Below are 17,008 nucleotides of genomic sequence, written 5' to 3' on the forward strand. Positions count from 1 at the left end.
CGGGGTGCGGTACGCGGGGATCGTGGTGGCCGGCGGATCGGCCCGCAGACTGTCCGGAGTGGACAAGCCGGCCCTGTCGGTGGGCGGAAAGCCGTTGCTGGCCCGCGCGATCCACGCCCTCGACGGCGCCCAACGGGTGATCGCGGTCGGCCCGCGCCGGCCCGGTTTCGACGTCGTGTGGACCCGCGAGCCCGTGCCGGGCACCGGGCCGGTGGCCGCGGTGGCCGCCGGGCTCGTCTTCGTGCCCGAGGACGTCGAAGCGGTCGCCGTGCTCGCCGCCGACCTGCCCGGTGTCCGCCGGTCCACAGTGGACCGGCTGGTGGCCGCCGTCGGCGGGGCCGATGGCGCCGTCCTGGTCGACGCGGCGGGCGCCCGGCAGTGGCTGCTCGGCGTCTGGCGGGTGCCGGCGCTGCGGGCCGCGCTGCCGGAGCACCCGGAGAACGCGGCCCTGCGCCGGACGCTCGGCGCGCTGGACATCGTGGACGTCCCGGCCGAGCCGGGGGAGGCCGACGACATCGACACCCCCGAGGACCTCGACCGGCACTCCTGATCCGGTGCTTCACAGATGTCACACCGGGCACCGTGTTGGCTACCCTCACGGGCCTTCGCGCCCGTCCGCGTGCCGGACGGACGAACGACCGGGGGACGCAGTACGGTCGCACCGCGTGATCACCGTCGCGGGGCGGCGCACGGACTCAACAAGGAGGCAGAGTGACCGAGCCCGGCTACGCCGAGGGCGGGAACGGCCAGCAGGCCGCTACGCCGGCCCGGGACGCCCAGTTGCTGGAGCGGACCGTGTTCGAGGTCAAGCGGATCATCGTCGGCCAGGACCGCCTGGTCGAACGGATGCTGGTCGGCCTGCTGGCCAAGGGCCACCTGCTGCTCGAAGGCGTGCCCGGCGTCGCGAAGACGCTGGCCGTCGAGACGTTCGCGCGGGTCGTCGGGGGCTCGTTCTCGCGCGTGCAGTTCACCCCGGACCTGGTGCCGGCCGACATCCTCGGCACCCGCATCTACCGCCAGGGCGCCGAGCGCTTCGACGTCGAGCTCGGCCCGGTCGTGGCCAACTTCGTGCTCGCCGACGAGATCAACCGCGCGCCGGCGAAGGTGCAGTCGGCGATGCTCGAGGTGATGGCCGAGCGGCACGTGTCCATCGGCGGGCAGACGTTCCCGATGCCGGACCCCTTCCTCGTGCTCGCCACGCAGAACCCGATCGAGAACGAGGGCGTGTACCCGCTGCCGGAAGCGCAGCGTGACCGGTTCCTGTTCAAGATCCTCGTCGAGTACCCCTCCGCCGAGGAGGAGCGCGAGATCATCTACCGGATGGGCGTCACGCCGCCCACCCCGCACGAGGTGCTCAGCCCGGGCGAGCTCGTCCGCCTGCAGGGCGTCGCCGCGCAGGTCTTCGTGCACCACGCGCTGGTCGACTACGTCGTGCGGCTCGTGCTGACCACCCGCACGCCGAACGACCACGGCCTCGCCGACGTCGCCGGCTGGGTGTCCTACGGCGCCTCGCCGCGCGCCAGCCTCGGCATCATCGCCGCCGCGCGGGCGCTGGCCCTGGTCCGCGGCCGCGACTACGTGCTGCCGCAGGACGTCGTCGACGTCGTGCCGGATGTGCTGCGCCACCGCCTCGTGCTGTCCTACGACGCCCTCGCCGACGGCGTCCCCATCGACCACATCATCACCCGCGTGCTGCAGACCGTGCCGTTGCCGCAGGTCTCGGCCCGGCCGCAGGGCGGGGCCGGCCAGGGCGGCCCGGTCCCGGCGGGCGCGCCGGTCAGGTAACCCGCGATGGCGAAGAACGAGAAGGGCGAGCGCCCTTCGTGGGCCCCGCCGGTCCTGCGCGGCGACCGGCTGGAGGCCGGGCTCCGCACACTGGAGCTCGACGTCCGCCGCCGGCTCGACGGCCTGCTGCAGGGCAACCACCTCGGCCTGGTGCCGGGGCCGGGGTCCGAGCCCGGCGAGGCGCGGCCCTACCAGCCCGGCGACGACGTGCGCCGGATGGACTGGGCCGTCACCGCCCGCACCACGACCCCGCACATCCGCGAGACCGTGGCCGACCGCGAGCTGGAGACCTGGGTGGTCGCCGACCTGTCGGCGAGCCTCGACTTCGGCACGGCGCTGTGCGAGAAGCGCGACCTGGTGGTCTGCGCGGTCGCGGCGGTCGCGCACCTGACCGGGGGCGGCGGCAACCGGATCGGCGCGCTGCTGTCCAACGGCGCCGAGACCACCCGCGTCCCCGCCCGCGGCGGCCTCGCGCACGCCCGCGGCCTGGTCCGCAAGATCGCCGCGGCCCCGCGGGCGCCGGAGGGCACCCGCGGTGACTTCGCCGACGCCCTGGAGGCCCTGCGCCGGCCGCCGCGCCGCCGTGGCCTGGCCGTGGTGATCTCCGACTTCCTGGGCGAGCCGACCTGGGAGCGGCCGCTGCGGGCGCTCGGCGGGCGCCACGAACTGATCGCGATCGAAGTCCTCGACCCGCGCGACATCGACCTGCCCGAGGTGGGGACCGTCGTGCTGGCCGACCCGGAGACAGGGAAACAGCGCGAAGTGCACGCTTCGGCCTTGCTGCGCAAGGAGTTCGGGGCCGCGGCCCACGCCCACCGGCAGACGGTCGCGGCCGGCCTGCGGCGCGCGGGTGCGGCGCACCTGACGCTGCGCACCGACGCCGACTGGATCGCCGACATGGTCCGGTTCGTCGTCGCCCGCAAGCGGCGCTGGTCCGGGGGTGTCGCGTGAGGGAGCGTGCGACCGAACCATTCAGCACCGCGCCTTCGGCGAACGCCGCACCGAGCGTCAGCGAGGTGGGCGCGTGAGCTTGACGGGTTTCACGGCGCCGTGGTGGTTCCTGCTGCTGATCGCCGTGGCCGCGGTCGCCGTCGGGTACGTCCTGGCGCAGCGGGCGCGCCGGAAGCGGACCATGCGGTTCGCGAACCTGGAACTGCTGGAGAAGGTCGCGCCGAAGAGCCAGGGCTGGGTCCGGCACGTGCCGGCGGTGCTGATCGTGCTGTCGCTGCTGCTGCTGACCGTGGCGCTGGCCGGGCCGACCGCCGAGCAGAAGGTGCCGCGCAACCGGGCCACCGTGATGCTGGTGATCGACGTGTCGCTGTCGATGGAGGCCACCGACGTCGCGCCGACGCGGCTGAAGGCGGCCCAGGACGCGGCGACGCAGTTCGCGCAGAACATGACGCCCGGGATCAACCTGGGGCTGATCTCCTTCGCGGGCACGGCGACGGTACTGGTCAACCCGACCACCGACCGCAACGGCGTCATCAAGGCGATCGACAACCTGAAGCTGGCGCAGTCCACGGCCACCGGTGAAGGCATCTTCGCGGCCCTGCAGTCGGTGGAGAGCTTCTCCAGCGTCGTCGGCGGCGCCGACGGACCGCCGCCGGCGCGGATAGTGCTGATGTCGGACGGCAAGCAGACGGTCCCGGAGGACCTGTACGCGGCCCGCGGCGGCTACACGGCGGCGCAGGCGGCGAAGCAGGCGGGCGTGCCGATCTCGTCGATCTCCTTCGGCACCACGCACGGCTCGGTCGACATCGAAGGCAAGGCCCAGCCGGTGAGCGTGGACGACGAGTCGCTGCGCGAGATCGCGCGCCTGTCCGGCGGCGAGTTCTACAAGGCGGCCAGCGCGGAAGAGCTGAAGAAGGTCTACGGCGACCTCGGCGAGCAGATCGGCTACGAGATCAAGGACGCCGACGCGAGCAAGCCGTGGCTGGTCGTCGGAACGCTGATCCTGATGCTGGGCGCCGCGGCGAGCCTGTTCTACGGCCAGCGGCTTCCTTGAGCGAGGGCGGCACTTTCACGTGAAAGTGCCGCCCTTCTTCAGGCGCGGCGGACGCCGTACAGGCTCCCCGCCAGGAGGGTGACGCCGGAGAGCGTGCCGCTGACGAACGGGACCCACGGCAGCGCCGACGTCCCGAGCAGGGCCAGGCCCACCACACCGAGCACCGTCAGGACCGCGCCGACGACGAGGATCGAGCGCGTCTTCCACGCCGAGGCCAATGCCACGAAGTGCAGCCCGACGATCGTGGCGATCCACGCGACGTTCGCCTGCACCGGCGCGTCGAGCAGGCTGAGCACGAAGAACCCGGCGATCAGCAGCACCACTTCGCCGATGACGATCACCCGGTAGCTCGGCCCGAACATCGGCCGGTCGTCCAAGGTCGGGCGGCCGCCCGCGCGGAAGCCGACGACCACCACGGCCGCCAGCGCCAGAACCGCGAGGCCGCGCAGGATCCAGCCGGCCAGGGCGGGGAGCGGGTCACCGGAGTTGACCAGGACGAACACGGTACCGAATGCGGCGCCGATGAGCGCCCCCAGGAATTGCTGTCGCACCGGGCGAACCTACCGGACGCCGATCAGGCCTCCGGAACGGCGAACCCGTTCTGCCGCCAGGCCTCGTAGATCGCGATCGCCGCGGTGTTGGCGAGGTTGAGCGAACGGCTGGTCGGCAGCATCGGCAGCCGCACCCGGTCGGTGACCTCGGGCGCCTGCTGGACGTAGGCGGGCAGGCCCACCGACTCCGGCCCGAACAGCAGGACGTCGCCGGGGGTGTAGGCGACGTCGGTGTGCAGCCGGGTGGCCGACGCGCTGAACGCGTAGACGTTCGCCGGCAGCAGGGCCTGCCACGCCGCGTCGAGGTCCGCGTGCACCCGGACCCGCGCGAGGTCGTGGTAATCGAGCCCGGCGCGCCGCAGTTGCTTGTCCTCGAGGGTGAACCCGAGCGGCTCGACCAGGTGCAGCTCGCAGCCGGTGTTGGCCGCGAGGCGGATCGCGTTGCCCGTGTTGGGCGGGATTTCGGGGTGGTAGAAGAGAACGCGGAACACCGGCTCAGCCCTCGGCCAGGAACTTGGCGTACTGCTCGCGCACGGGCGCCGGCGGCGCGGCCGGGCGGATCGTCGCCGGGTCGATGAAGACGTACCGCAGGGTCGCCTCGCTGATCAGCGCGCCGCCGCGGCGGATCTCGAAGTCGTGGACCATCGACGTCGTCCCGAGGTGCGTGACGAACTGCGCCACGACCAGCTCCTCGTCGTACCGGGCCGGCGCGCGGAACTTCAGGTTCGCCTCCGCGACCACGACGTCCGTGCGGTGGGCGAGGAACTCGTCGTGCGAACCGAACAGGGCCTTCTCCGCCTCGAACGCGCACATGTCCACATAGGCCATGTAGTGGGCGTTGAACACGATGCCCTGGCCGTCACACTCGTGGTAACGCACGCGCAGTGGCATTTCGACGATCGGCCGGCGGGGTTCGGTCACCGGGCCAATCTAGCGAGCGTCCTCAGCCGTGCAGCACGCGGTACGCGGTGGCCGCGCCGGGCTGCAGCGGTACCGGCTGGGTGCCTATCAGCGTGCGGACGTCGAGGAACTGCGTCCCGACGGCTTCCGCGGGCACCAGGTCCGTCGCCCGCTCGACCAGCAGCCGGACCACCGCCGCGGCGACGTCGTCGGGCAGGGCGGGGGAGCAGACCAGCAGGTTCGCGACGCCGATCGTGCCCAGCGCGCCGACACCGCGGTAGGCGCCCTCGGGCACCTGGACCTGGTCGTACACCGGCCCGTACGCGGCACGCAGCGTGGGGACCAGGGCGTCGAGGGGGAGCAGCGCGATCGGCGTCGTGCGGGTGAGGTCCGCGAGCTTCGGGGTCGGCACGCCGCCGGACCACAGCATCGCGTCGACGTGCCGGTCGGCCAGGGCGTGGACGGCGTCGTCGAACAGCAGGTGCCGCGCGTCGACCGCGACACCCGCGTTCGCGAACACACGCTCGCCCAGCTGCGCCGCGCCGGACCCGCCCGCGCCGAGCGACACCGGGCGGCCCGCGAGGTCGGCGAGCCGACGTACCGGGCCGTCCGCGCGCACCACGAGCTGCAGGTAGTTCTCGTAGACGCGGCCGAGCGCGAGCAGCGGCACCTTCCCGGTGAACGGCGCGCCGCCGCCGAGCGCCGTCTGCGCGACGTCGGCCAGCACCAGCCCGAGATCGGCGCGCCCGCTCCGCACGAGGTCGACGTTGGCGACGCTCGCCTCGGTCGGCACGGCGGTGGCGTGCAGCAGCGGTTCGGCGCGGCCGAGTTCGGTCGCCAGCAGCTCGGCGAAGGCGAGGTAGAAGCCGCCGCGCTCGCCGGCGGCGATGGTGAGCGTCCGCTCGGGACCGGCGTAGCCGGACGACGAGCACCCGGCCAGGGCCAGGCCGAGGCCGCCGAGCAGGGCGGTGCGGCGGGTGAGCGTCATGGCACCTCCTCCGCGAGCGGCAGCGTGACGCGCACTTCGAGGCCGTGCGGCTCGGCCTGGCGCAGTGCGAGCACACCGCCGCGGGTGCGCACCTGCTGGTGCGCGATGGCGAGGCCGAGCCCGGTCCCCCGGGGAGCGCCTTCGCCGCCGGCGCGCCAGAACCGTTCCGTCGCCCGTGCACGGTCCTCAGTGGACAGTCCGGGACCGTCGTCGCGGACGACGAGCGTCGCCGTTCCGTCGCCGGATTCCCAGTCGGTGGTGATCTTCGCGCCACGGCCCGCGTAGTGGACGGCGTTGTCCAGCAACACATCCAGGATCTGCGCGAGCTCGCCTTCGGGGCAGCGGACGATCACCGGCTCGTCGTGCCCCGGCGGCGGGACGAGCGCAGCGCCCGCGTCGTCGGCGGCCGGGCGCCAGGCGTCGACGCGCTCGGCGAGCACGGAGGCGAGGTCGCACGGCTCGTCCGCGGCGCCGGCCGCGACCCGGGTCGCGGTGCTCTCGGCCAGGGCGAGCGCGAGCAGGCCGTCCAGCAGCTTCTCGAGGCGCTCGACCTCGGCCACGGTTGCCCGGTAGGTGGCGCCTTCCGCTTGGCCCGCCAGGGAATCGACACGCAGGCGCAGCGCGGCCATCGGGTTCCGCAGCTGGTGCGAGGCGTCGGCGACCAGCCGGTGCTGCTGGTCGGCGGCCTCCAGCACCGCCTCGGACATCCGGTTGACCTCGGCGGCCAGCGACCGCAGCTCCCGCGGCCCGGCCCGTTCCGGGACGTGCGCCCGGTGCCCGGCGGCGACGGCCAGCACGCCCGTCTCCAGCTCGTGCAACGGCCGCACCATCCACCGGGCCAGCAGCACCGCGAGCAGCACGAAGACGACGGCGACCAGCAGCGCGCCGGCGGCGATGGTGCCCCAGCGGGCGGCGACGTCCGCGGCGGCCGCCGTCACCGACGCCCGCAGCACGACGACCCCGGCCACCCGGGTGCCGGTGCCGACCGGGCGCGCGAAGTACGCCGGCTCGGTCGACAGCGGCCCGAGCCGGTCGACGCGCGGGCCGGGCTCGTTGCGCATGGTCGCCTCGACCAGCTCGTGGACGGCGGGGTCGGCGGCGGTCAGCCCGCCCGCCTGGACCAGCGGCAGGCGCCGCGCGTCGACGATGACGACACCTTCGCCGTACAGCTCGGCGTAGCGCGTCGCGTCGGCGGCGAGCGCGGCCGCGTCGCGGGTGTCGACCGCCTGCTGGGCCAGCACGACGAACCGGTCGACGTCGGCCGTGCGGGAGATGACCAGCTCCTGGGTGCGCTGCTCGGCCGTGGACAGCAGCAGCGGCACGGCGAACGCGGCCACCACCGCGAGCGCCAGGGCGACCAGGACCACCAGCAGGCGGGTGCGCATCGCTCAGTCCCGGCCGAGCCGGTAGCCGAAACCGCGGATCGTGGTGAGCAGGCCCGGCCGGTCGAGCTTCGCGCGCAACCCGGTCAGGTGGACGTCGAGCGAGCGCGAGACCGCGAGGTAGGCGTCACCCCAGACCTCGTCCATCAGCTGCTGGCGGCTGACCGCGGTGCCGGGGCGCGTGGCGAGCACCGCCAGGATCTCGAACTCCTTGGTGGTCAGCGCGACGTCGGCGCCGCCGACCCGCACCCGGCGGGCGGCCAGGTCGATCTCGACGTCGTCGACGCGCACGACGTCACCGGCCGGGGCGTCCCGGGCGACCGCGCGCCGCGCGACGGCGTCCATCCGGGCCAGCAGTTCCGCGAGCCGTACGGGTTTGGTCAGGTAGTCGTCCGCGCCGAGGCGCAGGCCGCGCACGACCGACCGCTCGTCACCGCGGGCGGTCAGCACGATCACCGGCACCGGGGAGACGGCGCGGATCTTGCGGAGGACGTCGAGGCCGTCGATGTCGGGCAGTCCCAGGTCGAGCAGGACGAGGTCGGCCTCGCGGTGGCGGTGCAGCGCGTCGGCGCCGCGGCCGACGCTGGTGACCGGATGGCCGCGCGCGTGCAGCGACTCGGCGAGCGCGCCGGCGACCCCGGCGTCGTCTTCGACGAGGAGCACGCGCACGGCCATCCCTTTCTCAGCGCTCGCCCGCGGCCACCGGTTCGGGCCGTTCCTCCAGCTCCGAGCTCTTCGAAGTCTCCCGCATTGTGCCGTAGACGATGAGGGAAACCAGGACGCAGCCCGCGACGTAGAAGAAGAACACCGACTCGTGCCCGGCGCTCTTCAGCGCCTGCGCGATCAGCTCGGCCGTGCCGCCGAAGATCGCGACGGTCAGCGCGTAGGGCAGGCCGACGCCGATGGCCCGGATCTTCGTCGGGAACAGCTCGGCCTTCACGATCGCGTTGATCGACGTGTACCCGGCGACGACCACCAGACCGGCCAGGACGAGGAAGAACGCGCCGACCGGGTTCCGCGTCGAGCCCATGATCGTCATGATCGGGACGGTCAGCAGCGTGCCGGCGATGCCGAAGAACAGCAGCAGCGGCCGGCGGCCGATCCGGTCGGACAGCTTGCCCGCGAGGGGCTGCAGGATCGCGGCCAGGAGGATCGCCGAGAACAGGATGATCGTGACCGTGCGGCGCGGGATGTGGGCGGTGTTCTCGAGGAACTTCTGGCTGTAGGTGGCGAAGGTGTAGAACGCCACCGTGCCGCCGAGGGTGAGGCCGACGACGAGCGCGATCTCCTTGGGGTACTTGGCCAGCGCGCGCAACGTGCCGCGATCCCCGGCCGCCGCGCTGCCCTTCTCCTTGGTGAAGCTTTCGGACTCGTCCATGCCGCGGCGCAGCCACATCACGCTGAGCGCGGCGACCGTGCCGACGCCGAACGCGATCCGCCAGCCCCACGCCGTCAGCTGCTGTTCGGTGAGCAGGGCCTGCAGGATCAGCTGCAGCCCGAGGGCCAGCAGCTGGCCGCCGTAGAGCGTCACGTACTGGAAGCTGGAGTAGAAGCCGCGCTTGCCGGGAGTGGCCACTTCGGACAGGTACGTCGCCGAGGTGGAGTACTCGCCGCCGACCGAGAGGCCCTGGATCAGCCGGGCGACGAGCAGCAGGATCGGCGCGGCGATCCCGATCGTCTGGTAGCCGGGGGTGACGGCGATCAGCAGCGACCCGCCGGCCATGAGCGTCACCGACAGCACGAGCGCGCTGCGCCGCCCGAACCGGTCGGCGAACCGGCCGAGCATCCACCCGCCGAGCGGCCGCATGAGGAACCCGACGGCGAACACCGCGGCGGTCCCGAGGAACGCCGCCGTCGTGTCGCTCGTGGGGAAGAAGGACTTGGCGAAGTAGGTGGTGAACGCCGCGTAGGCGTACCAGTCGTACCACTCGACCAGATTGCCGATCGAGCCGCGCAACACGTTGCCGATAACGCGTTTCTCGTTCACGCCCGCGGCGCCGGTGCCGTTGATCCGGGTTGTCATCGTCGACCTCCTGTGTTGCGACTCACGGTGACCAACCGGGAGTGCGGTAGCAAGGTCGGGGGACGGTTCCTAACACCCGCTTAGGACACATCCGCGCATCGCCCGGGCCGGGCTACCGGCCCAGGACGGGCACCATCCGCGACAACAGGTAGGTGCACGCCCAGCGCGCCTCGGTGCCCTTCGGATCGATCGCACCCTTGGCCAGCTTCGGCGCGAGCTTCCGCGGCTCGGGGATCGTCGTCGGGTCGTCGGCGCCCTGGAGCGCGACCGTCCAGTCGAGCTGGGTCAGCCGCGAGATCTCGCTCGCGACGATCAGCCGGCGCACCTTCGGATCGTTCTCCAGCACCTGCACCACGAGGTCGGCGTTCTCCTGGCCCGGCAGCTTCGCGATCACGCTCACCGAGTTGGTCCGCAGCGTCGCGGTATCGCCCTCGACGGCCCACTTCCGGAACCAGTCGGCGGCTTTCCCGGAGACGACGCTGCCCAAGCTGACGTCGGTCCGGTGCGCCGTCGGCGTGTTCCGCAGGGGACCGGGGTCGCCTCGTTCGACCCCGGCGAGCAGCGCCGCCCGGCTTGCCTTGTCGACGATCAGCAGGTTCGAGTGCGTGATGTCCTTGCGCCACATGTCGACCCCCAGGACGTGCTCGTACGCCTCGATCAGGTCGACCGAAGCCGTGCGCCGACCGGTCTCGACCATGCCGAGCAGCGACTTGGAGAATCGGATCTTCTTCGCCATCTCGGTGAGGGAAAGGCCCGCGGCCTCACGTTCGTCCCGGAGCCGGGAGCCCGGCACGGTCGTCGGGGGTGTGGACACTCTGTGGACCCTTCGCGACTTAATCTCACTCGCTGTGCTAGCGATGTTACAGACATGCCGCACCGCCAGGGAGACGTCGTGTCCGCAGTGATTCACATCGATCCTGATGCGATCCATCCCGTGATCGACGGGCTGTGGCACCGGACGTGGGTGCGCGGCATCCCGGTGCCTGGCGAGCGTTTGTCGATGATGTGCGGTGCCGAGGCTGTGGTGACATTCGCGGCGCTGTCGGAACGCCGGGCACGCGGCGCCCCACACCAGTGCCCGCGCTGCGAGGTCGTCTACCGGCGCGAACGCGGCATCGCGCCGAGCCCGGTCGCACGGCGGTGCTGAAGGCTCGCGCTGTGGTCTGCGTCGCACTGTCGCGGAAAGTGTAAGCAACAACGCACCGGCGGCCGCGACGTCACGCTCCGTCGACCTACCGGCCGGTACCCGCCCGCCGCACTCACGTTCCGCTGGCCGGAGCGCGCGCTTGTCGTGTGGTGTTGCCGACACCCGGCTCCGATGACGGCGGTTACCTGCAGGTATGGCGGGCGCGGCTGCGCGCCCGGAGCGTGCTGCCGATAGCCTCTTGCCGTCACTCGCGCACGGTCGAAAGAGGGAGAAAGCTGTGGGACGGTCGGTCTTGGTCACCGGGGGCAACCGGGGTATCGGTCTGGCGATCGCCCGGGATCTCGCCGAACAGGGCCACCAGGTCGCCGTCACGCACCGTGGGTCCGGCGCTCCCGAAGGGCTCTTCGGGGTGCAGGCGGACGTCACCGACACCGAGCAGGTCGACGCGGCGTTCAAGCTCGTCGAGGAGCACCAGGGCCCGGTCGAGGTGCTCGTGTCGAACGCCGGCCTGACCGACGACACGCTGCTCATGCGGATGAGCGAGGACCAGTTCGAGCGGGTCGTCAACGCCAACCTGACCGGCGCCTACCGGGTCGCCAAGCGTGCCTCGCGCGGCATGCTGCGCGGCAAGTGGGGCCGGTTCGTCTTCATCTCCTCGGTTGTCGGCCTTTCCGGCTCGGCGGGTCAGGCGAACTACGCGGCGAGCAAGGCGGGCCTGGTCGGTTTCGCGCGTTCGCTCGCCCGTGAGCTGGGCTCGCGCAACATCACCTCGAACGTCGTCGCGCCCGGCTTCGTGCACACCGACATGACCGACGAGCTGTCCGAGGACCGCAAGAAGCAGATCCTCGCGCAGGTGCCCTCCGGCCGGTACGCGGAGCCGTCGGAGATCGCCGCCGCCGTGCGCTACCTGGCCTCGGACGAGGCCGGCTACGTCAACGGCGCGGTGCTGCCCGTCGACGGTGGCCTCGGCCTCGGCCACTGAACGTCTTCAAAGAACCCGAACCAAGACCTGGAGGACCTGTGCCCGGACTGCTCGAAGGCAAGCGCCTGCTGATCACCGGCATCATCACCGACGCCTCGCTCGCCTTCCACGCGGCCAAGATCGCGCAGCAGGAGGGGGCGAAGGTGGTCCTGACCGGCTTCGGCCGGATGTCGCTGGTCAAGACCATCGCGAAGCGGCTGCCCGAGCCGGCGCCGGTGATCGAGCTGGACGTCACCAACCAGGAGCACCTGAGCGGCCTCGCGGACAACATCCGGGAGCACGTCGACGGCCTCGACGGCGTGCTGCACTCGATCGGCTTCGCCCCGCAGAGCTGCCTCGGCGCGCCGTTCCTCGACGCGCCGGCCGAAGACGTGAAGGTAGCCGTGGACGTCTCGGCGTACTCGTTCATGTCGCTGTCGAAGGCGTGCCTGCCGCTGCTGGGCCGCGGCTCGTCGATCGTGGGCATGGACTTCGACGCCCGCGTCGCGTGGCCGGTCTACAACTGGATGGGCGTCGCGAAGGCCGCTCTCGAGTCGGTCAACCGGTACCTGGCCAAGGAACTGGGCCCGCAGGGCATCCGCGTCAACCTGGTCAGCGCCGGCCCGATGAAGACCATGGCCGCGAAATCCATCCCGGGCTTCTCGGACCTCGAAGACGGCTGGGGCGACCGCGCGCCGCTCGGCTGGGACAGCTCCGACCCGGACCCGACGGCGAAGAGCGTCTGCGCGCTGCTGTCGGACTGGCTGCCGGCCACCACCGGCTCGATGATCATGGTCGACGGCGGAGTCCACGCCCTCGGCATCTGATCGTGGTCCGTGAAGGCCTCCTTACCGGCTCTTATGGCCGGGAAGGAGGCCTTCACGGCTTTCAGGCCGCGACCGGGGCCGGCCGCCGGTCGTCGGCACGCTGGACGGCGACCGCGACCGTGAGGGCGACGACCGTCGCCGCGCCGAGGGCGATGCCCGTCCACGCGACGCTCGGGAAACCCAGCCCGGCGCCGATCGCGACTCCGCCCAGCCACGGGCCGACCGTGTTGCCGACGTTGAACGCGGCCGTCGTGCTGGCGCCCACCAGCGTCGGGGCGTTTCCGGCCACGGCGTAGGTGCGCACGTTCAGCGCCGGGTTGGCGCCGAACCCGGCGGCCCCGAAGACGAGCACGGCCGCGACGGCGACCACCGCGTCGGTCGTCAGGGCCAGCACGAGCAGGGCGGCCAGCGCCAGCCCGATGCAGCTGTAGAGCGTGGCGAACGGGTGCCGGTCGGCCAGCCGTCCGCCGGCCGTGATGCCGATGAGCGCGCCGACGCCGAACAGCGCCAGGACGCCCGGGACCCACGCCTGGGGCAGGCCGTCCGTCTCGGTCAGCAGGGGAGCGAGGTAGCTGAACGCGGCGAAGATCATGGCCTGGCACAAGGCGATCACGCCGAGCGCGAGCCAGACTCGCCCGCGCCGGTAGAGCCGCAGCTCGGACCGGACGCTCATCCCGCCGCCGGTCGTTTCGGGCACCAGGGCGGCCACGCCGGCCGCCGCGAGCAGGGTCACCGCCGCGACCGCCCAGAACGCCGTCCGCCAGCCCGCGTGCTGCCCGATGAACGTGCCCGCGGGCACGCCGGCGACGTTCGCCACGGTCAGCCCGCCGACCAGTACGGCCATCGCGCGGCCGCGCCGCTCGACCGGCACCAGCGCGATCGTCGTGGCGACACCCACGGCCCAGAAACCCGCGCAGGCGAGCGCGGCGACGACCCGCGTCGCGAACAACAGCGCGTACCCGGTGGCGAGCGCGCCCACGACGTGCGCGCCGAGGAAGACCGCGAGCAGCACCAGCAGCGTCCGGCGGCGGGGGAGCCGCAGGGTGGTGATCGCCAGCAAGGGCGCGCCGATCACCATGCCGATGGCGAACGCGGAGATCAGCAGGCCGGCGTCGGGGATGCTCACGCCGAGGTCGGCGGCCATGCCGGGGAGCAGGCCGGTGATCATGAACTCGGACGTGCCCAGCGCGAACACGCTGAGCCCGAGGACGAAGACGGCCAGGGGCACGGGTCCTCCTAGGTTGTGGATCGATCAGTACAAAATGTGGGCAGGGTTCTGTCGAAAGTGGCCAGGGGTTCAGGCGACGAGAGCGGACAGCGCGAGATCGGCGACGGCGTACATCGCCTCGCGGCTGGTGCCGCGCCGGGACATCACCTTCAGGCCGGTGACGGTGTTGAGGACGAACTGCGCGACGTCGGCCGGGTCCCGGCCGGGCCGCAGGCTGCCGTCGAGCACGCCTTCCCGGGCGCACTCGGTGAGCATCGCCAGGTTCCGCTCGGTGTCGTTGCGCAGGGCGGCGCCGATGCCGTCATCCGGCATGCCGAGCTCGGCGAGGGTGTTCACGACCAGGCAGCCGCGGCGGTCGCGGTCGAGTTCGCTGTCGATGGTCGTGGTGAGGAGTGCGATGAGCCGTTCGGCGGCCGTGCCCGGTCCGTCGAGGAGCGCCTGCCGGGCCGTGAGCTGGCTGTCCGTGTAGTGCGTCAGCGACCGCTCGAACAGCGCTTTCTTGCTGGTGAAGGTGTTGTAGACGCTGCTGCGGCCCAGTCCGGTGGCCTCGCACAGGTCCTGTGTGGACGTCGCCTCGTAGCCGTGTTCCCAGAACGCGTGCATCGCGCTGTCGACGGCGGCGGACTCGTCGAACTCCCGTGGCCTGGCCATGGGATCACCGTACCAGGGTTTTGGACTGGTCGATTCATAACGGGCCCGCGTCAGCGTGCGGGGCGCCACAGCGGCAAGATGACGGAGTGGGATACGACGCGTTGCTGTGGCTTTCGTTCGGCGGTCCGGAAGGGCCGGACGACGTCATGCCGTTCCTCGAGAACGTGACCCGGGGCCGGGGTGTGCCGCGCGAGCGGCTCCTGGAGGTCGCCGAGCACTACCAGCACTTCGGTGGGGTGTCGCCGATCAACAAGCTGAACCGCGACGCCATCGCCGCGGTCGAGAAGCAGCTCGCGGCGGCGGGGGTGGAGCTGCCGGTGCACTTCGGCAACCGCAACTGGTACCCGATGGTCGAAGACACCCTGAACGAGCTGACGGCGGCCGGCGCGCGGCGGATCCTGGTCTTCCCCACGAGCGCCTACGGCGGCTACTCGGCGTGCCGCCAGTACGACGAGGACATCGAACGCGCCCGTGCCGCGGTCGGCGAAAATGCCCCCGAAATGGTGAAACTGCGCCAGTTCTTCGACCACCCGCTGTTCGTCTCGGCGATCGCCGACGGCGTCCGCGCCGCCCACGCGTCACTGGGGAACGTGCCGGGCATCCGCACGGTTTTCACGGCGCACTCGGTGCCCGACAGCGCGGACAAAGCGTCCGGCCCGCCGGCCGAAGGCGGCCGCCGCTACTCGCGCCAGATCGCCGAAGCCGCCCGGCTCGTCGCGGCCGAAGCGGGCGTCGAGACCTACGACGTCGTCTGGCAGTCGCGGTCCGGGCCGCCGCAGGTGCCGTGGCTGGAGCCGGACATCGTCGACCACATCGACGCGCTGCACGCTTCGGGAGTGCCCGGAGTGGTCGTTTCGCCGCTCGGGTTCGTGTCGGATCACCTCGAGGTGATCTGGGACCTGGACAACGAAGCGGCCGAGCGAGCAGCGGAACACGGCATGGCGTTCGCCCGCGCGGCGACCGCGGGCAGCGACCCGCGGTTCGCCGAGCTGGTGGTGGAACTGATCCGCGAGCACACGCACGACGTGGCGCCGCGCAAGCTGTCGCCGTTCCCGGCGGGCGGCTGCACCGTCAACGGCGCCCCGTGCGCGATCGGCTGCTGCGAGCCCGCGAAGCGTCCCGGGCGTTAGTTCTTGCGCCCCACCAGGTGGAAGACGCGGCTGAGCCGGCGGTAAGGATCGCGTCGGCCGGCTTCGAGCTCGACCGCCGCCACGCGTTCGGTGTCGGCCGGGTCCAGCTCGGTTCCGCTGAGGTCGAGCCAGTCGACGAAGTGCCAGACTCCGTACCACTGCAGGGGTTCCACGCCGCGGCTGCGCAGTGACCCGCTGAGTTCGTCGACGGTGTCGGCGCGTGTCGGCAGGCCCAGGACCCCGATCTCGGTCTTGGTGCCGAACGCCGCCAGCGCGTCCTCCCACCGTCGTTCCATGGCCGGGCGCACCGCGGCCGCGTCGGCGTTGCCCGCCATGATCGAGACGAGCCCGCCGGGCGCGACGCACCGGCACAGTTGGTCGAGGACCGGTTCCGGGTCTTCCAGATACCCGAGCACCCCGTGGCACAGGACGGCGTCGAAGCGCTGCCCGCCCACGGCTTCCCCGGCGGCCGCGCCGTCGGCCTCCACGAGCGTCACCGAGTCCGGTAATCGACGCCGGGCCTTGTCCAGCATCGCCGGCGACGGGTCGAGCAGCGTGACGTCGTACCCGGCGCGGGCCAGCGGGAGCGACTGGTGTCCCGCGCCGCCGCCGACGTCGAGCACACGACCCGGCGGGGCCGGCAGGTGTTCCAGCAGTTGGCGGTGCAGCACATAGGTGCGCACCCGCCCCTTCACGGTGGCGTAAGCGCCGTCGGCGAACTGGTCGGCCAGTGCGGCCCAGGTGTCCTCGACCATGGGGCGCACGGTATCAGTTAGTAGTTAGTAACTGGTAACTTAGTCGCCATGGCCACACGCATGAGCGGAACGGAACGGCGGACCCAGGTCCTGGGGATCGCGGCGGGCGAATTCGCGAACCACGGCCTGCACGGCGCCTCGGTCGACGCGATCGCGCACGAGGCCGGCATCACGCAGGCCTACGTGTTCCGGATGTTCGGGACCAAGAAGGCGCTGTTCCTGGAGCTGGTCGGCGCGGCTTTCGACCGGTTCAGCGACGGCATGGCCGAAGCCGCCGAGGGGGCCGAAGGCCTGGACGCGCTGACGCGAATGGGCACGCGCTACCACGAATCCCTCGCCGACCGCACCACGCTGTTGCTGCAGCTCCAGGGTTTGGCCGCGTGCGGCGACAGCGAGGTCCGCGACCTGGTGCGGACGCGGTTCGCCCGCATGTGGGACACGGTCGCCGATCCGACGGGCCTCGACCCGGTGACGGTGAAGTCGTTCCTCGCCTTCGGCATGCTGCTCAACACCGCGGCCGCCCTCGACGTCGACGACGTGGCCGAGCCGTGGGCCGAGGGCGTGCGCACCCGCATCCAGCCGGGTCTGTTCGAGCACATCACGGCCGACACGAACGGCTGAGACGTCAGCCCTCGCGAGCCGTCTGCTCGGCGAAGACCCGCACGGCTTCGTTGG

20 protein-coding genes are annotated in these 17,008 nt (G+C 72.1%); 9 read left to right on the forward strand and 11 right to left on the reverse strand.

The genetic code is table 11. The features are described from left to right. The first annotated feature begins 4 nt into the window (after positions 1–4). The 4 genes from mobA (at position 5) to OG494_RS12035 (ending at position 3,790) form a co-directional block, all read left to right on the forward strand. A complete protein-coding gene (gene mobA, locus OG494_RS12020) occupies positions 5–550 on the forward strand; it encodes a molybdenum cofactor guanylyltransferase (RefSeq protein WP_328454944.1) in 546 nt (181 codons plus the stop codon). Positions 551–711: 161 nt separating this feature from the next. Continuing rightward, on the forward strand, positions 712–1,785 hold the full coding sequence (locus OG494_RS12025) for an AAA family ATPase (protein ID WP_328454947.1): 1,074 nt from the start codon (positions 712–714) through the stop codon (positions 1,783–1,785). Positions 1,786–1,791: 6 nt separating this feature from the next. Beyond that, entirely contained in the window at positions 1,792–2,736 is a 945-nt protein-coding gene (locus tag OG494_RS12030) for a DUF58 domain-containing protein (protein WP_328454949.1), read from the forward strand. Positions 2,737–2,809: 73 nt separating this feature from the next. Next, a complete protein-coding gene (locus tag OG494_RS12035; protein WP_247051936.1) occupies positions 2,810–3,790 on the forward strand; it encodes a VWA domain-containing protein in 981 nt (326 codons plus the stop codon). 38 nt (positions 3,791–3,828) lie between these two features. Here OG494_RS12035 and OG494_RS12040 read toward each other — a convergent pair whose 3' ends face one another. From OG494_RS12040 to OG494_RS12075, 8 genes are all read right to left on the reverse strand, one after another. Continuing rightward, a complete protein-coding gene (locus OG494_RS12040) occupies positions 3,829–4,341 on the reverse strand; it encodes a hypothetical protein (RefSeq protein WP_328454951.1) in 513 nt (170 codons plus the stop codon). A 23-nt stretch (positions 4,342–4,364) separates the two neighbouring features. Further along, a complete protein-coding gene (locus tag OG494_RS12045; RefSeq protein WP_328454953.1) occupies positions 4,365–4,832 on the reverse strand; it encodes a tRNA (cytidine(34)-2'-O)-methyltransferase in 468 nt (155 codons plus the stop codon). A gap of 4 nt (positions 4,833–4,836) precedes the next feature. Beyond that, entirely contained in the window at positions 4,837–5,262 is a 426-nt protein-coding gene (locus OG494_RS12050) for an acyl-CoA thioesterase (RefSeq protein ID WP_328454955.1), read from the reverse strand. Between the two features lie 22 nt (positions 5,263–5,284). Beyond that, positions 5,285–6,229, reverse strand: a complete 945-nt coding sequence (locus OG494_RS12055; protein ID WP_328454957.1) for a TAXI family TRAP transporter solute-binding subunit — start codon at positions 6,227–6,229, stop codon at positions 5,285–5,287. Beyond that, positions 6,226–7,614 (reverse strand): sensor histidine kinase, encoded by a 1,389-nt coding sequence (locus OG494_RS12060; protein ID WP_328454959.1) that lies wholly within the window; start codon positions 7,612–7,614, stop codon positions 6,226–6,228. The genes OG494_RS12055 and OG494_RS12060 overlap by 4 nt, the downstream gene beginning before the upstream one ends. Before the next feature lie 3 nt (positions 7,615–7,617). Next, positions 7,618–8,286, reverse strand: coding sequence for a response regulator transcription factor (locus OG494_RS12065; RefSeq protein WP_328454961.1), 669 nt, complete (start codon positions 8,284–8,286; stop codon positions 7,618–7,620). A gap of 7 nt (positions 8,287–8,293) precedes the next feature. Beyond that, the gene (locus tag OG494_RS12070) at positions 8,294–9,634 is read right to left on the reverse strand and encodes an MFS transporter (protein ID WP_328454963.1); all 1,341 of its coding nucleotides are present in this window, start codon (positions 9,632–9,634) and stop codon (positions 8,294–8,296) included. 112 nt (positions 9,635–9,746) lie between these two features. Next, on the reverse strand, positions 9,747–10,448 hold the full coding sequence (locus OG494_RS12075; protein ID WP_328454964.1) for a helix-turn-helix domain-containing protein: 702 nt from the start codon (positions 10,446–10,448) through the stop codon (positions 9,747–9,749). Positions 10,449–10,526: 78 nt separating this feature from the next. Between OG494_RS12075 and OG494_RS12080 the strand changes: the two genes are divergently transcribed. The 3 genes from OG494_RS12080 (at position 10,527) to fabI (ending at position 12,569) form a co-directional block, all read left to right on the forward strand. Then, positions 10,527–10,781: a hypothetical protein gene (locus OG494_RS12080; RefSeq protein WP_328454965.1), complete on the forward strand. Its 255-nt coding sequence runs from the start codon at positions 10,527–10,529 to the stop codon at positions 10,779–10,781. A 277-nt stretch (positions 10,782–11,058) separates the two neighbouring features. Beyond that, positions 11,059–11,763, forward strand: coding sequence for a beta-ketoacyl-ACP reductase (locus OG494_RS12085; protein ID WP_328454967.1), 705 nt, complete (start codon positions 11,059–11,061; stop codon positions 11,761–11,763). Between the two features lie 38 nt (positions 11,764–11,801). After that, on the forward strand, positions 11,802–12,569 hold the full coding sequence (gene fabI, locus OG494_RS12090) for an enoyl-ACP reductase FabI (protein WP_328454969.1): 768 nt from the start codon (positions 11,802–11,804) through the stop codon (positions 12,567–12,569). Between the two features lie 61 nt (positions 12,570–12,630). Here fabI and OG494_RS12095 read toward each other — a convergent pair whose 3' ends face one another. Both OG494_RS12095 and OG494_RS12100 read right to left on the reverse strand, forming a co-directional pair. Further along, the gene (locus OG494_RS12095; protein ID WP_328454971.1) at positions 12,631–13,797 is read right to left on the reverse strand and encodes a Cmx/CmrA family chloramphenicol efflux MFS transporter; all 1,167 of its coding nucleotides are present in this window, start codon (positions 13,795–13,797) and stop codon (positions 12,631–12,633) included. Between the two features lie 69 nt (positions 13,798–13,866). Then, positions 13,867–14,448 carry a TetR/AcrR family transcriptional regulator gene (locus OG494_RS12100; protein WP_328454973.1) on the reverse strand — a complete coding sequence of 194 codons (582 nt, stop codon included), beginning with the start codon at positions 14,446–14,448 and terminating at the stop codon, positions 13,867–13,869. Between the two features lie 86 nt (positions 14,449–14,534). On the opposite strand from OG494_RS12100, the gene OG494_RS12105 reads away from it, so the two are divergent. Further along, entirely contained in the window at positions 14,535–15,578 is a 1,044-nt protein-coding gene (locus OG494_RS12105; RefSeq protein ID WP_328454975.1) for a ferrochelatase, read from the forward strand. On the opposite strand, the gene OG494_RS12110 is transcribed toward OG494_RS12105, so the two are convergent. After that, positions 15,575–16,333 (reverse strand): class I SAM-dependent methyltransferase, encoded by a 759-nt coding sequence (locus tag OG494_RS12110; RefSeq protein ID WP_328454977.1) that lies wholly within the window; start codon positions 16,331–16,333, stop codon positions 15,575–15,577. The two genes, OG494_RS12105 and OG494_RS12110, sit on opposite strands and share 4 nt — an antisense overlap. A gap of 48 nt (positions 16,334–16,381) precedes the next feature. On the opposite strand from OG494_RS12110, the gene OG494_RS12115 reads away from it, so the two are divergent. Next, on the forward strand, positions 16,382–16,954 hold the full coding sequence (locus tag OG494_RS12115; RefSeq protein ID WP_328454979.1) for a TetR/AcrR family transcriptional regulator: 573 nt from the start codon (positions 16,382–16,384) through the stop codon (positions 16,952–16,954). The last annotated feature ends 54 nt before the right edge of the window (positions 16,955–17,008 follow it).

Source organism: Amycolatopsis sp. NBC_00438 (assembly GCF_036026695.1).
In the GTDB taxonomy this organism is placed as follows: Bacteria; Actinomycetota; Actinomycetes; order Mycobacteriales; family Pseudonocardiaceae; genus Amycolatopsis.